This is a genomic window from Cystobacter fuscus, from assembly GCF_002305875.1.
Lineage (GTDB): Bacteria > Myxococcota > Myxococcia > Myxococcales > Myxococcaceae > Cystobacter > Cystobacter fuscus_A.
The window spans coordinates 4,977,497-4,991,543 of the sequence record NZ_CP022098.1; the positions used below are offsets into that span (position 1 = coordinate 4,977,497).

At 69.1% G+C, this 14,047-nt stretch carries 11 protein-coding genes; 8 read left to right on the forward strand and 3 right to left on the reverse strand.

The features are described from left to right. Positions 1–23 precede the first annotated feature (23 nt). Positions 24–2,381: an FG-GAP-like repeat-containing protein gene (locus tag CYFUS_RS20470; protein WP_095986757.1), complete on the forward strand. Its 2,358-nt coding sequence runs from the start codon at positions 24–26 to the stop codon at positions 2,379–2,381. Positions 2,382–2,538: 157 nt separating this feature from the next. Further along, positions 2,539–3,513, forward strand: coding sequence for an endo alpha-1,4 polygalactosaminidase (locus CYFUS_RS20475; RefSeq protein ID WP_157758546.1), 975 nt, complete (start codon positions 2,539–2,541; stop codon positions 3,511–3,513). Between the two features lie 107 nt (positions 3,514–3,620). Here CYFUS_RS20475 and CYFUS_RS20480 read toward each other — a convergent pair whose 3' ends face one another. Next, positions 3,621–4,046, reverse strand: coding sequence for an OsmC family protein (locus tag CYFUS_RS20480; protein ID WP_095986759.1), 426 nt, complete (start codon positions 4,044–4,046; stop codon positions 3,621–3,623). A 356-nt stretch (positions 4,047–4,402) separates the two neighbouring features. Between CYFUS_RS20480 and CYFUS_RS20485 the strand changes: the two genes are divergently transcribed. The 3 genes from CYFUS_RS20485 to CYFUS_RS20495 all read left to right on the forward strand — a co-directional run bounded on the left by CYFUS_RS20485 (position 4,403) and on the right by CYFUS_RS20495 (position 7,234). After that, positions 4,403–5,176: a transglycosylase SLT domain-containing protein gene (locus CYFUS_RS20485; protein WP_198316656.1), complete on the forward strand. Its 774-nt coding sequence runs from the start codon at positions 4,403–4,405 to the stop codon at positions 5,174–5,176. Positions 5,177–5,348: 172 nt separating this feature from the next. Then, entirely contained in the window at positions 5,349–6,134 is a 786-nt protein-coding gene (locus tag CYFUS_RS20490; protein ID WP_095986760.1) for a DeoR/GlpR family DNA-binding transcription regulator, read from the forward strand. Beyond that, on the forward strand, positions 6,131–7,234 hold the full coding sequence (locus CYFUS_RS20495; RefSeq protein ID WP_232537679.1) for a mannosyltransferase family protein: 1,104 nt from the start codon (positions 6,131–6,133) through the stop codon (positions 7,232–7,234). The genes CYFUS_RS20490 and CYFUS_RS20495 overlap by 4 nt, the downstream gene beginning before the upstream one ends. On the opposite strand, the gene CYFUS_RS20500 is transcribed toward CYFUS_RS20495, so the two are convergent. After that, entirely contained in the window at positions 7,227–8,069 is an 843-nt protein-coding gene (locus CYFUS_RS20500; RefSeq protein ID WP_095986761.1) for a nucleotidyltransferase domain-containing protein, read from the reverse strand. The two genes, CYFUS_RS20495 and CYFUS_RS20500, sit on opposite strands and share 8 nt — an antisense overlap. A 66-nt stretch (positions 8,070–8,135) precedes the next feature. After that, on the reverse strand, positions 8,136–9,335 hold the full coding sequence (locus CYFUS_RS20505; RefSeq protein ID WP_095986762.1) for a DUF2403 domain-containing lipoprotein: 1,200 nt from the start codon (positions 9,333–9,335) through the stop codon (positions 8,136–8,138). 333 nt (positions 9,336–9,668) lie between these two features. On the opposite strand from CYFUS_RS20505, the gene CYFUS_RS20510 reads away from it, so the two are divergent. The 3 genes from CYFUS_RS20510 (at position 9,669) to CYFUS_RS20520 (ending at position 13,966) form a co-directional block, all read left to right on the forward strand. Then, positions 9,669–11,789: a hypothetical protein gene (locus tag CYFUS_RS20510; RefSeq protein ID WP_157758547.1), complete on the forward strand. Its 2,121-nt coding sequence runs from the start codon at positions 9,669–9,671 to the stop codon at positions 11,787–11,789. A 186-nt stretch (positions 11,790–11,975) separates the two neighbouring features. After that, on the forward strand, positions 11,976–13,373 hold the full coding sequence (selA, locus tag CYFUS_RS20515; RefSeq protein WP_095986764.1) for an L-seryl-tRNA(Sec) selenium transferase: 1,398 nt from the start codon (positions 11,976–11,978) through the stop codon (positions 13,371–13,373). Then, complete coding sequence (locus CYFUS_RS20520) at positions 13,367–13,966, forward strand: HNH endonuclease (protein ID WP_095986765.1); 600 nt, start codon at positions 13,367–13,369, stop codon at positions 13,964–13,966. Before selA ends, CYFUS_RS20520 begins: the two co-directional genes overlap by 7 nt. Positions 13,967–14,047: the final 81 nt, after the last annotated feature.

Consider the following 14,047-nt stretch of genomic DNA (forward strand, 5'->3'; position numbering starts at 1 on the left):
CCGGTGAGGGGAGGAGACACGGCATGAAGACGCGAAACGGTATCCATCGTCATGTGGCAGGGAGTGGGCCGTTGTATGGGCGGATGTTCGCCGTGCTGGGGATGTTGTCCGTGACGGGGTGCGGCAACACGCAGGCGCCGCAGGAGGAGATGACGCTCAAGGCGCGCCCCCTGGCGGAGCGCTGCGAGGTGCGGCCGCCGGCCCCGGGCGTCCTCGAGCCGGAGTTGAAGTGGGCGTGGACGGGCAGCGCGGTGATGCCCGAGCACCACCAGGTGATGATGACGCCCGTGGTGGTGGACGTGAACGGAGATGGTGTCGCGGACATCGTCTTCAGCACCTTCGCGGGAGGCACGTTCCAGGCGGATGGCGTGCTGCGGGCCGTCAGCGGCGAGGACGGGCACGACCTGTGGGCCGTGACGGACCCGGCGGCCCGGGTGAAGCCCGCCGCCAGCCTCGCCGCCGGAGACCTCGACGAGGATGGTCAGGTGGAGATCTGCGCCATCCCCGAGAACGGCCGCGGCATCATCTGCTTCGAGAACGACGGCACCTTCAAGTTCCGCTCGGCCCTCGCCGCCAACGACTACAACGAATGGGGAGGCCCCTCGCTGGCGGACCTGGACGGCGATGGCTTCGTGGAGATCCTCGACGGCAACCGCGTCTACGATCACACCGGCACGCTGAAGTGGGTGGGCTCCGACGGCATGGGCGGCGCCCAGTACACGGGTCCGGTCTCCTTCGCGGCGGACATCGATCAGGACGGCCAGCAGGAGGTGGTCAACGACCGCGCCATCTACCGCCACGATGGCACCCCGCTGTGCGTCAACACGGAGATTCCCCATGGCTTCGCCGCCGTGGCCAACTTCGATGAGGACCCGGCCGGGGAGATCGTCGTGGCGGGCCGTGGCAGGGTGAGCCTGCTCGACGACGACTGCTCGCTGCGCTGGAGTGTCGACGTTCCCGGCGGGGGTCATGGGGGCTCGCCCACCCTCGCGGACTTCGACGGAGATGGGGCGCTGGAGATCGGCGTGGCCGGAGAGCGGGCGTACTCGGCGCTCGCCTCCGACGGCTCCGTGAAGTGGTCCACCCCCCTCCAGGATCTCAGCTCCGGCAAGGTGGGCTCCACCACCTTCGACTTCGAGGATGACGGCACGCTCGAGATCGTCTTCGCCGACGAGCTGAAGCTGCGCATCCTGGACGCCGCCACAGGGGTCGTGCGCTGGGAGCTTCCCAACAGCTCGGGCACCACGCACGAGAACCCCGTCGTCGCGAACGTGGATGGGGACCCCGCCGCGGAGCTCGTGGTGGTCTCCAACGACCATGCCTACCCGGGCACCCACGGCGTTCGCGTGTTCCAGGGGCGGCAGGGGTGGGCGGGCACCCGGAGCCTCTGGAACCAGCACGCCTACTCGGTGACGAACGTCCTCGACGATGGCTCCATCCCGGCGGCCTCGACGAGCCACTGGCTCCACCCGCGGCTCAACACCTTCCACGCCAACGTCGCCAACCACTTCGGCGAGGGCCCCGGCCCCTACGCCGCCGCGGACCTCGTCGTGTCCGAGCTGTCCGCCACGTGCGAGGGCGAGGGCCAGGTCGTGCTCCGCGCGCGCGTGCTCAACCAGGGCGAGGCCCCGGTGGCCGCGGGCGTGAAGGTGGCGTTCTTCGACGGGGAGCCCACCTCGGGCGGCACGCTGCTCGGCGTGGCCTCCGTGGCCGAGGCGCTGCCCGTGGGCACCAGCGCGCTCGCGGCGCTCTCCGTGCCCGCCCCACCCAACGGCCCGGTGAGCTTCTCGGCCATCGCGGACGATGACGGCCAGGGCGGGGGTCGCCACACCGAGTGCATCGAGAGCAACAACACCACCTCCACCTCGATGGAGCTCGCCTGCCAGTTGCCTCCGAGCAACCAACCCCCGGTGGCGCTCTGCCGCGACGTCACCGTCCGCGCCGATGCCTCCTGTCAGGCCCGCGCCAGCGTGGACAATGGCAGCTACGATCCGGACCACGGCCCGGCGCCGCTCTCCGTGTCCCAGTCGCCCGATGCGTCCTTCGGCCCGGGCCGCCACGCCGTCACGTTGATTGCCTCGGATGGCGCGGCGAGCGCTCAGTGCGTGGGCTCGGTCACCGTGGTGGATGACACGCCCCCGTCCATCACCTGCCCCCTCGCGCTGGAAGCGAAGATCCGCCTCGGCGAGATCGGTGTCTCCCTTCAGTACGCCGTCTCGTCCCGGGATGCCTGCGGCCCGGCGCCCGTCACCTGCTCGATTCCCCCCGGCACCATCTTCCTGCCCGGCCTGACCCGCATCACCTGCACCGCGAAGGACGCGTCCGGCAATACGGCCTCGTGTGACTTCGGGATCCGCGTGAGCATCGATCTCTCCCTCTAAGAAAAGGAGAGGGGAACCCGCCGGATCAGCGGCGGGTTCTGCTAATTTTCTTGTTATTCGACATTTTCTCGGACTTCACATTTGTCAGTTGCGGACGAGCGGCATGGCGTGGCTTATGCGCGGCGAAGTTCAACACCGACGCATGAAGGGAGACATCATGTCGAAGCGGCTGACCTGTCTGATTTCCTGTTCCGCGCTGCTCATGTCCGCGTGCCAGCCCCTGGAGGGGGACGAGGCCTGGGAGGGAGCGGGGAGCGGCGACACGGCCGTGAGCACGGTGGACAGCGCGGCGTGCACCATTCCGAGCTTCCCCAAGGGCTCCACCTGGATCTGGGACCTCGAGAACAGCTCGCTGCCCACGAATCTCAACGCCCAGGTCTACGTCGTGGACCTCTATGAGACCACGAGCACGACGATCCAGGCGTACAAGAACGCCGGCAAGAAGGTGGTCTGCTATTTCAGCGCCGGCTCCTTCGAGAACTGGCGGGAGGATGCCAACCAGTTCCCGCAGAACACCTATTGCAGCCCCGGCGAGGACTGTAACGAGTCCATCCACATCATGGGTGACTGGTGTGAGAGCGGCGGAAACTGTGAGTGGTGGTTGGATCACCGCAAGCAGGCGGTGCGTGACGTGATGGCGACGCGCATTCAACTGGCGAAGACCAAGGGATGTGACGCGGTCGAGCCGGACAACGTCGATGCCTACTCGCACGACGATGAGATCTCGTGTACCGACCAGGCCTGCTGGGGCATCACGGCAGCGGATCAGCTCGCCTACAACCGCTGGCTCGCCGACACGGCCCATGCCAACTGCCTGGGCATCGCGCTCAAGAATGACATCGATCAAGTCACCCAGCTCGCCCCGTACTTCGACTTCGCCATCAACGAGGAGTGCCAGCGCTACCAGGAGTGTGGCGTCTACAAGACCTCGTTCGTGAGCCAGAACAAGGCGGTCTTCAACGCCGAGTACCGCGTGGACGGAGGCGGCGACACCACGAACTGGACGTCGTGCACGGGCACGGGCTCCACCTGCGCCTGCGGCGAGAGCGGCTTCGCGGCGGGGGACATGCGGACCCTGGTCTTCAAGACCGCGAACGTGCGCTACAACAACGTGGGCATCACCTGCTGGTAGTCCCCGAGCGCTCGGACACGGCGGCTCCTTCGCGCGCCGCCGTGCCCGGGCACTCCGGTGGATGCGTCCGCCACCGGAGGGGATGACCCGAGGACCCGAGGCGGCGCTCAGCGGGCGAGCGACGCCTTGAGCGTGATGGTCGTACCGGCGAGTGCCTTGGACACCGGGCAGCCCTTCTTCGTCTCCTCGGCGATCTTCTGGAATTGCTCATCGCTCGCGCCGGGCACGATGGCCTCGGTGGTGAGCGCGATGGTGGTGATGGCGAAGCCAGCGCCTTGCTTGTCGAGCTGCACGTCCGCGGACGTCTTGATGCTCGTGGGCTTGAGGCCGGCGGTCTCCAGGCCGAGCGACAGGGCCATGGAGAAGCATCCCGAGAGCGCCGCGCCAATGAGCTCCTCGGGATTGCTCCCTTGTTTTCCCTCGAAGCGGGTCCCCAACGAGAAGGGAGCCTCGGGGGCGTGGGCGGGCTTCATCACCCCCTGGCCGTCCTTGAGCCCCCCGTTCCACTGCGCGCTGCCTTTGCTGATTCCCATGTCGCTCGTCTCCAGGTGGGTGTGTGGGCTGCGTGGATTCACTGCTCGGAGTGAACTCATGTGAACGGGTTGTTCCTCCGGCAAGGGGCAACCCCTCCATCGAGTGCCCGCCTGCTGCCGGGTGGGAAGTGGATCTGGTGACAACCGTCAGCGACCGGTGACAGCAGTCACCAGGTCCAGGGCCCCGAATTCTCCGCTCGAGCCCCCGGGATTCAGCTTCCAGGAGCCACGGCCCAAGAAGATCAGGGGGATACGTGTCTCCCAGGGGGCGGGGAGCGGCTGGCACGGAGCCTGCTTTGGGTCAGGGCATCTCGGCGGCGGCGAGCCGCGCTCCCCTTACCCCAAGGAATTCAGCCATGTCCTTCTCCGTCAACTCGCGTAGCTCGTCGTATCGCCTCCCCGAAGTGAAGTTTCCCGAGACCCCGTCGTTCGCCTCCACGCCGACGGAGACCCTGCCGGAGCTGGATCCCAGCCAGCTGCTGAATCTGTTCGCGGACGCCTTCAGCACCGAGCCGACCCCGTCGAGCTTCAGCGACCCGACGGGGCAGGGCGGAGGGCTGGACCAGTTGCTGGAGCAGGCCAAGCAGCTCGTGCAGACGCTGGAGCAGCTGACCGAGCTGTTGCAGGCGCCGGAGATCGGCGAGGAGCCGCCGGCGGGTGGGAAGCAGCCGCAGTCGCTCTTCCAGAACCCGGAGGGCCCGGGCGCTCCGGAGGGTGGTCCGGGCGGTCCGGAAGGCACGAGCGGTACGCAGGGCGCGGGTGAGGCCCCCAAGGGCCAGGTGGGCGATTGGATCAAGGAGGCGCAGAAGCAGCTCGCCGCGGCGGGCATCCCCGCGGACAAGATGAAGGCGGAGGACATCGCCAAGATCATCCAGCACGAGTCGAGCGGTGACCCGAACGCCATCAACCTGTGGGACGACAACGCGAAGAAGGGCACGCCGTCCATCGGCCTGATGCAGACCATCCAGCCGACGTTCGATGCGTACAAGCTGCCCGGCCACGACAACATCCGCAACCCGGTGGACAACATCATCGCGGGCGTGCGCTACGCGGTGGATCGCTACGGCTCGGTGTCCAACGTGCCCGGCCTGCAGGCGATGAACAACGGCAGCGGCTACGTCGGTTACTGAGTCACGAAGGGTTTCTATCGAGGGTGGTTTCACCCTCCGCCGGCGTCTGGTTCGTGGGGAGCGAGCCAGACGCCGTGTGTTTTTTCCACTCCCGCCCCGTTCCACTTCCTCCGCTTGAGTCCCGCAGGGGCCCGCGGTATCACGCGTCGAACCGCACGGAAGATGGAAGGGAATGCCACCTCCAGACAGCTCCGCCACCGCGCATCTGCCCGAGGAGCGGCGGCGCATCATCCTCGAGCGGCTCGCGACCGAGGGCCGGGTCTTCGCCGCCGACCTCTGCGGGATCCTGCGGGTTTCGGAGGATACGATCCGGAGGGACTTGCGTGAGCTGGACGAGGCGGGCCTGCTGCGGCGCGTGCATGGTGGCGCGCTTCCCCGAGCCCAGGCGCCGCTGGCCCACACGGTTCGCGCCGAGGCACGGCAATCCGAGAAGCAGGCCCTGGCGCGGATCGCCGCCGGGCTGGTGCGCGCCGATCAGGTGCTCTTCCTCGATGGGGGAACGACGATGCTGGAAGTGGCGCGGTGCCTGCCGCGGGAGCTTCGGGGCACCGTCGTCACGGTGAGTCCGCCGGTGGCGCTCGCGCTGGCGGAGCATCCGGGGCTCGAGGTCCGGCTGGTGGGGGGCCGGGTGCACCCGCAGGCCCTGACGCTGGTGGGCGCCGAGACGGTGGAGGCACTGCGGCAGGTGCGGGCCGACCTGTTCCTGTTGGGCGTCTGTGGACTGCACGCCGAGGCGGGCATCACCGCGCTCCATGCCGAGGAGGCGGCCGTCAAGCGCGCGATGATCCAGGGCGCGGCCGAGACGGTGGCGGTGGTGACGGCCGACAAGCTCGGGACGCTCGCGCCCTTCGTGGTGGCGCCCGTGCAAGCCCTGGCGGCGCTGGTGACCGAGACACCCGCCTCCGAGTCCACCCTGGCCCCCTTCCGCAAGCTCAACCTCCGGGTGATGACGCCATGAGCGCGAGCGCCCGGCTGCGCGAGTGGGGGGCTCGGATCGCCTTTCCCGTGGGTCTGTTCGTGTTCAGCCGCCTGGCGCTCCTGCTGCTCGCGAGGGTGTCGCTCGTGCTGGAGACGCGGCTGTACCGCCCGCCCTTCAAGTACCCCGGACTCGCGGGCCTGGAGGCGTTCTGCTGGTGGGACTGCGGTTGGTACACGGGCATCGCCCAGGAGGGCTACACCCGGGCCCAGGCCACCAACTTCTTTCCGTTGCTGCCCCTGCTCGGACGGATGGTGCATGAGCTCACGGGGTTGAGCATTCCGGTGGCGCTGGTGGGGATCGCGCAGGTGGCCGGATTGCTGGCGCTCGTGGTGCTGCACCAGCTCTTCCGCGAGCTGGCGGACGAGGAGGAGGCACGCACCGCGCTGCTGCTCTTCACGGCCTATCCCTTCGCCTTCTTCCACTCCGCGGGCTATCCCGAGTCGTTGATGGTGCTGCTCACCGCGCTCGCGGTGGCGCTGAGCCTGCGGGGCCGACATGGGTGGGCCGGGCTCACGCTGGGGGTGGCGGGACTGGCGCGCCATCTCTCGCTGCTGGCGGGCTTCTCGCTGCTCTACCAACAGCTCCGCTCGCGGGGCGGGGGCGTCCGGGCGCTGCTGCACCGGGATGTGCTCGCGCTGCTGCTGCCTCCGCTGATCACCTCGCTCTACTTCGTCTATCTGTGGCGGACCTTCGGAGATCCCCAGCTCTGGTGGAAGGTGCGCGCGCAGGGGTGGGGTGGCGCCTGGGCGGGGCTGGGGGACTGGCTGCGCGGAAAGTGGGCGCCGGAGGTCGGCCTCTACGTGGGGGTGTCGTTCATCCCCGGGGTGGGAGCCCTGTTGTTGTTGCGGCAGCGCCAGTGGTGGGTGCTGGCCGCCTTCGCGCTTCCCCTGATGCTCGTGCTGTGGACGGTGGGCCTGGTGGGTCTGGGGCGCTACAGCGCCGCGGTGTGGCCGGCCTTTCTGCCCCTGGGGGCGTGGCTCGCCCGCCGTCCCGCGCTGCGCGACCCGATCATCCTGGGCTGCGCCCTGTTCCAGGGAATGCTCGTCTACTTCTTCGTGCACTCCTATCCCATCAACTAGCCTTCATCCCCGCTCGCTCGACGAGCGCGCGGAGACCGTCGGACACGCCGCGCAACCGGCGCAGTGCGCTCGCGTGGTCCGCGTTGCCGATGTCGCTCCAGATCTCGGCTTGCGTCTTGGACAGACCCTCGAGCGTGAGGGGGTAGGTCGCGGCTTCGGGGACGGCGCCCTTCTCGTTGATGAGGTAGCGGCCGTTCAAGGCGAACAGCACCTGGGCCACGCAGCTCAGTGCCCGGTAGGCGCAGCCCGCGATGTGCGTCTGTTCGGAGCGCCTGGCCGCGATCTCGGCGTTGTCGATGGCGAAGCCCACCTCCCAGCCGAAGCGGGCGATCAGTGCATCCCGCAGTGGCTCTGGATAGGGCCGGGTCTGGCCCTTCAGCTCCGCGATGAGGCCGAGCGGATCGAGCAGCGGCTGACAGGTGGCGACCTCGCCCATCCAGATGACCGAGCAGAAGCCGTGAGGGTGGCCCACCTGGTAGTTCATCGAGAAGCGGCCCTGTCGCCCCTCGGCGATGACCTCGCGCACGCGTCCGAGGTCGCGGTAGAGGAGATCGACCTCCACGCCCGCGATGGTGAGCCAACCGCCGCCGTTGATCCACGGTCCCCACTCGCCGATCGAGGTCACCGTCGACGAGGGGTCATCGACGAGTGGGGCAATGGCCGACCGGAGCGCCGCGACATCGAGTGGCGCGTCGGGCTCGTAGTACAGGCCGATGTCGTAGTCGGAAGTGGGGCCCGCCGTGCCCCGCCCTCGCGAGCCACCGAGCACGAGCGCGGCAACGCCTGGGACGGACCGGAGCGCATCAACCACACGGACGAGAATGGGATCTTCCATTCACACAGGATGGCACCGAGCGGGGCCATCTGGAACCCAGACATCGCCATCAACCCGGAGCACCGTTCACGGCAGGGACATCTTGAGGCCCGTGCGCGCGAGCCACTCGGACACGGTGGTGTTGGACACGGTGTCACCGAAGTTGAAGGCATCCGCCGCGAGCCGCAGCATCTGGATCTTCCCGCTCGCGTCGAAGATGACGATGAAGGTGGCGCTCTCCTTCACCGGACGCTGGAAGTATTTCGACCCACTGCCGGTGGCGCCCTCGAACGAGTAGATGGTGCTCGTGGCGTACAGCGGGTTCTCGCCATGGATCACCTCGGCGACGTCGAGCTCCCCGCAGCCGCCGGGCGAGCCCATGCCCCGGCAATTGCAGCCATACTGGGCGGTGCGCACCACGCGAGCATTGAGCATCCAGATGGCTGGCACGTCGTCGTAGTACTGGGTCTTGGGCTCGGTGTAGCGCGGCATGCGGGCGCGGATGGCGAAGATCTTCGCACCGCCCCAGCCATGGCGGGTCACTCCCCGGTAGAAGCCGCACTCGCTCGAGTCGCCCGTGCCCACGCAGGCCTTGTCGGAGAGGATGTTCAACTCGGTCCGGTTGGCGAGCGTGCCGTTGAAGCGCGTGGGCGCCTTGGCCGCCGTCTTCCCATCCGCGGAGGCATAGCTCTGGCTGTTGCCTCCACACACGGTCCACTCGCCGCTGACGTCACCGCCCCCCAGGTTGTTGAAGAAGGTGAGGTTCGTGGAGCCGCAGCGGTTCCAGGAGGACACGCGGTTCCAGGCACTCGCGCCCGGTTGGTAGACCGCGATGTCATACAGCTCCATGGGGCCGCGGAAGTTGACCGTCATCTCCTCGTTGAAGGGCGCGAGCGGGCCGCTCACGGGCGTATCCGCCTTCTGACAGGCATTGGACGGGCAGGGCTGTCCCCATACGCCGGGCAACATGTTCGTCACGCGCTGGTACGAGCCCGTGCCCCCCACGTTCAGGATGCTCATGGTGGTCACCGGCGTGCCCGTGCCCTCCGGCAGGTCGTCTCCGAGGTCCTCGAGCGCGGCCGCCTGGCCCGCGGCACAGTCCGAGGCCTGGATGGGTTGGTCGCCGCCACCACCGCCACCGCCACTGCCTTCGGAGGGGTGGTCGGTGCCGGTCTGCCCCGAGCCTGGTTCCTCCGACGTCTGGGTATTTCCACAGGCAGTCCCCAGGAGCACGCACAGGGCGAGTGGGGCGAGCCAGGGACCACGCTTCATCCAGGGATTCTTCATGAGAGGGTTCCTCATTGTCTCAGTCTCAAGGCTTTTATCTGAAAAAATAGAAATAACAGGATTCTTCGTGGAAGCAGGGAATTTCGGTCTCACGTTTCCTCACCCCACCTGCGTCTGACGCGCCCGGCCAGGAGCGGGTAGAATCGGGCCTCCATGCCCAAGTCCGCTCCCCCCGAGCCCCCATCGCCCGCCCGGCCCGAGTCCTCGCCGGGCGCGTCTGGGACGAAAGAGGGGAAGGGCCTGGCGAGGAGTCCCGCCCCGAAACCCGGCGGGGATTTCTTTCCGGACGCCCCACGCCGCCCTCCCGCCGCGAAGGCTCCCGCCGGGTCCAGGATGGGGTCGGGTTCCGGGCGTCAGTCTCCCGGTTCCCAGTCACCGGGCGCCGGGGCGGACAGGGAGGCGCGGCGCATCCCGGGTCTCGTCGATCGCCCGCTCGTCAAGGGGGAGGAGAACGACGCGCACACCCGCTCGGTCATGAGGACGCGGCTGCTCGGGGAGGACACGGAGATCAACGCCGTGGATCAGGCGCGGCGCGAGGCGCGGTTGCTCGGCCAGATGGAGCACCAGGGCGAGGCGCCCACGCGCATCGTGAGCCAGTTGAACGAGCAGCTCAGTGGGGCGCAGGGCTCCGAGTTCAAGAGCATGCTGGCGCGCGAGCTCAAGCCGCAGTTGGATCGGCTCGCCGGCCAGGTGGACCAGGCCACCACCGAGAACCGGCGGAAGATCGCCGCGTTCATCTCGCGCGCCGCCCACATGGCCGGAAGCGAGAACGCCGGGACGTTCGACAAGATGCTCGCCGAGACGGCCAGCGCCGAGGCGAAACACCTCGCGGCCTTCTCTGGCGCGGGCGTGGCCGAGCGTGTTTCCGAATTCCAGGCCGCGCTGCGGTGCGCGGCGAGCCCGGCCTACCGCGCCACGCTCGTCGAGAAGAGCCGTGGACACATCGAGCGGCTGGCGCGTGACGCCATCCGCCTGCCGACCAATCAGTTCCATGACGTGTTGGTGTTGTTCCTGGGCACGTCGGAGGCGCTGGGACGGGTGGCCTGCAACACGATGTCGAAGGCCTTCCTGGCGGGAGCGCTCGGCCCGGGCTCCGCGGACGCGGCGGGCAAGCTCGTCAAGGCCCTGGGCCCGGCGCTCCTGGAGGCACCGGAGGGCGGCAACTGGGCCGTCCGGTTGATGTTGAATCTGGCGGAGAGTGGCAAGCACGACGTGGCCGCGGCCCTGGGCCAGAGCCTCCAGGACATCGTCCAGAAGGCGCGCGAGCGCTGTGGCCCGATGCTGGGCGCGGTGCAGACGGCGGTGGACAAGGGCGAGCTGCTCGAGCGCAGCCAGAAGCTCGACGGACACGTCTCGACGCTGGCCGAGCTGATGCCGATGTGCGCGCTGCTGCTCGCGGCGCGCAACGTGGTGCCGGGCGGGGGCAATGGCCCCCTGGTCACCGAGGCGCTCGTGGCGGTGGCGAGCCTCGACGCGGTGGGGACCACGGACAGCGGGCAGCGGTTGCTGCGCCAGACGCTCATCGCGGAAGAGCTGGGGGAACCGAGCTTCCTGGGCATCGTGCCCGTGGCGGTGCGCCCCCTGGGGCATCCCCGCATCCTCCAGTTGTTGGCCGAGTGCGGCCTGGCCGCTGCCCACTATCGCAACGGGGGCAGCCTGTTCGTGCAACGCGTCGCCCGCCAGGTGTTCCGGGCCCTGAGTGGGGTGGTCCTCGCGCGCAGTCAGAAGGGGGAGAGCGAGGAGGCGCGGAGGCTGCTGGGCTCGGCCCTCTGTCATCACGCGGCGCTGTACGGCATGAACTCGGAGGGGGGCCAGCTCACCGCCGAGCTGCTCGAGCGGTTGCGCGGCAACCCCGATCCCGAACAGGCCCCCCGCGTCCTGGCGGAGCTGGATGGGGTGGCGCGGACGCACCTCAGCCCGTACCGCACCGGCCACGTCGAGAGCCTGCGCGCGCTCGTCATGGCGCTGGCGGAGCGGGATCCCCTCGCCGCGCCGAGGTCGGCGGGCACCCGGCGGCGGGCGGGGGCGGCGCCGGTGATGAAGGCGATGGAGATGGAGCGTACGCACATCGTCCAGATGAAGAAGCTCCGGGCCGAGCGCGAGGCCGCCATGGCCGCGCGGGAGTCCTCCGCGAAACCCTCACCCGAGAAGGCTTCCTCCGTGAAGGCGCCTCCGGCGAAGACTCCGGCCACGAAGGCTCCGGCCACGAAGGCTCCGGCCACGAAGGCTCCGGCGATGGCCGCGGAGGCCCCACCGGCCGAGCCACCACCGCCCGCCGAGCGGAAGCCCGTGGACGACGAGCGATGGCGGGAGGGCACCAACGCGAGGTACCTGGAGCGCACGCACAACTTCCAGATGATGCGGCGTCAGCCCCGGCGGCAGGACCCGGACGAGGAGACCGCTCCAGCTCCACTCGAGCCGCCCGCTCCGGGAAGCCCCCGGTTTCGCGGGTGAGCGCCTACGGGGTGATGAACTTCCCGCCTTCACGCCGCACGACTTCCTTCAACTGCACGGACTCGCCGTAGCCGGAATGCATCAGGTAGACGAGGGTGGTGTTGGAGTCGGTGAGACGGTGACTTCGCGGTGAAGGGGAGGGGGGTTGGCTGGCGCGCGCGCCCGTTGCCTCTTACACTTGTCGGCGTGGGTGCACCCTCGACCGAAGACGGGGGGAAGAACGCGCGGCTGCGCGCACTCCCCTCCATCGAGCAGCTCCTCCGTCGCCCCTCCCTGGAGGCGCGGCTGGCGGGCGTTCCTCGCGCCCGGGCCGTCGCCGCGCTCCGTCTGGCCGTGGCATCCGTGCGCGAGCGGCTGCTCCAGGGCGAGGAGCGAGCGTTCGAGGACGCGGACGTGGACGGGGCCCTGCGCGCCCTGTCCACCCCGAACCTGAGGCCCGTGCTCAACGCCACCGGGGTGGTGCTGCATACCAACCTCGGCCGGGCGCCTCTCGCCCTGGAGGCCGTGGCGCGCGTGGCCAGCGTGGCGCGCGGCTTCTGCAACCTCGAGTATGACCTGGAGGAGGGCGAGCGGGGCAGCCGCTACGCCCCCGTCGTCGAGCTGCTCACCCAGCTCACCGGCGCCGAGGACGCCCTGGTGGTGAACAACTGCGCGGGCGCGGCGCTGTTGATGCTCGCCGCGCTGGCCTCGGGCCGCGAGGCGATCGTGTCCCGCGGCGAGCTGGTGGAGATCGGCGGCGGCTTCCGGGTGCCCGACGTGATGAAGCAGTCCGGGGCCCGGCTCGTGGAGGTAGGCACCACCAACCGCACCCGGCACTCGGACTATGAGTCCGCCCTCTCGCCGGACACCGGTGTGTTGATGAAGGTGCACCGCTCCAACTTCGCCCTGGTGGGCTTCACCGCCGAGGTGGAGGTCAAGGAACTGGCGGCGCTCGGCCGCGCGCGCGGCGTGCCCGTGCTGGTGGACCTGGGCTCGGGGGCCCTGGTGTCCCTGCCGGGCGAGGACTTCGTCCACGAGCCCACCGTTCCGGCCACCGTCGCCGCGGGCGCCGACGTGGTGGCCTTCTCCGGCGACAAGCTGCTGGGAGGCCCCCAGGCGGGCATCCTCGTGGGCCGCGCCGCGCTGCTCGCCCGTATCCGCCAACACCCGCTCACCCGGGCCCTGCGCGTCGACAAGATGACGGTCTCCGCGCTGGAGGCCACCCTGGAGCTGTACCGGGATGGCCGCCTGGAGGCGATTCCCACCTACCGGCTGCTCACCACGCCCGCGCCCGTGTTGGAAGCGCGCGCGCGACGGCTGCTCTCCCTGTTGACCCCCAAAGGCATTCATGCCCGGGTCGCGCCTGTTTCCGGACAGGTAGGTGGGGGGGCCATGCCCGCGGCCCGGTTGCCTTCTTTCGCGTGCGTCCTCAATTTCAACCAGCCAGCCGCTCTTCTGGAATGTCTTCGGAAAGCGGACGTTCCGGTGATCGGGCGGATCTCGGACGGGGATGTCGTTCTCGATGTCCGCTGCCTGGCGGAGGAGGACCTCGAGCCGGTTGCTGAAGCCGTCGCCATGGCTTCACAGGGAAGGCAGCCATGTTGAACAGCGCCGTTCTGGTGTTGAACCGCAACTATCAGCCTGTTCACGTCACCTCGGTGAAGCGGGCCGTCCTGCTGCTCTACCTCGGGGTGGCCAAGGCGATCGACTCGCAGTACCGGCTCTACGAGTTCGACGACTGGGCGGCCCTGAGCGCCACCACCGCCCATGACTCCATCAGCACCGTGGATCGGCGCATCCGCGTGCCCCGGGTGGTGGTGCTCTCCGCCTACGAGTACCTGCCCCGGGGTCGGGTGCGCTTCTCCCGCCTCAACATCTACGCGCGCGACCACGACACCTGCCAGTACTGCGCCCGGCAGCTCCCGCGCTCGGAGCTGAACCTGGACCACGTCATGCCCCGCTCCCAGGGCGGCAAGACGAGCTGGGAGAACGTGGTGTGCTCCTGCGTGCCCTGTAACCTGCGCAAGGGAGGCCGCACGCCGGAGCAGGCGGCCATGAAGCTCTTGCGCACCCCGGTCCGGCCCCGCTGGACGCCCTTCTTTCGCGGCGCGTCTCGCCGCGTCACCTACCGGGAGTGGTTGCCGTTCCTCAACCTGGCCGATGCGTCGTACTGGAACGTAGAATTGCTCGATGACTGAAACCGGACGACTCCGGATTCCAGGGGGTCGCCTGTCCGCCCGACGAGGTGACGGCCTGGGTCCGAGGGCCAAGGGTCTTTC

What these genes read in the sequence shown, in the direction of transcription:
- CYFUS_RS20470 (WP_095986757.1), top strand. Translation starts at nt 24, where the DNA reads ATGAAGACGCGAAACGGTATCCATCGTCATGTGGCAGGGAGTGGGCCG.
- CYFUS_RS20475 (WP_157758546.1), top strand. Translation starts at nt 2,539, where the DNA reads ATGTCGAAGCGGCTGACCTGTCTGATTTCCTGTTCCGCGCTGCTCATG.
- CYFUS_RS20480 (WP_095986759.1), bottom strand. Translation starts at nt 4,046, where the DNA reads ATGGGAATCAGCAAAGGCAGCGCGCAGTGGAACGGGGGGCTCAAGGAC.
- CYFUS_RS20485 (WP_198316656.1), top strand. Translation starts at nt 4,403, where the DNA reads ATGTCCTTCTCCGTCAACTCGCGTAGCTCGTCGTATCGCCTCCCCGAA.
- CYFUS_RS20490 (WP_095986760.1), top strand. Translation starts at nt 5,349, where the DNA reads ATGCCACCTCCAGACAGCTCCGCCACCGCGCATCTGCCCGAGGAGCGG.
- CYFUS_RS20495 (WP_232537679.1), top strand. Translation starts at nt 6,131, where the DNA reads ATGAGCGCGAGCGCCCGGCTGCGCGAGTGGGGGGCTCGGATCGCCTTT.
- CYFUS_RS20500 (WP_095986761.1), bottom strand. Translation starts at nt 8,069, where the DNA reads ATGGAAGATCCCATTCTCGTCCGTGTGGTTGATGCGCTCCGGTCCGTC.
- CYFUS_RS20505 (WP_095986762.1), bottom strand. Translation starts at nt 9,335, where the DNA reads ATGAAGAATCCCTGGATGAAGCGTGGTCCCTGGCTCGCCCCACTCGCC.
- CYFUS_RS20510 (WP_157758547.1), top strand. Translation starts at nt 9,669, where the DNA reads ATGGGGTCGGGTTCCGGGCGTCAGTCTCCCGGTTCCCAGTCACCGGGC.
- CYFUS_RS20520 (WP_095986765.1), top strand. Translation starts at nt 13,367, where the DNA reads ATGTTGAACAGCGCCGTTCTGGTGTTGAACCGCAACTATCAGCCTGTT.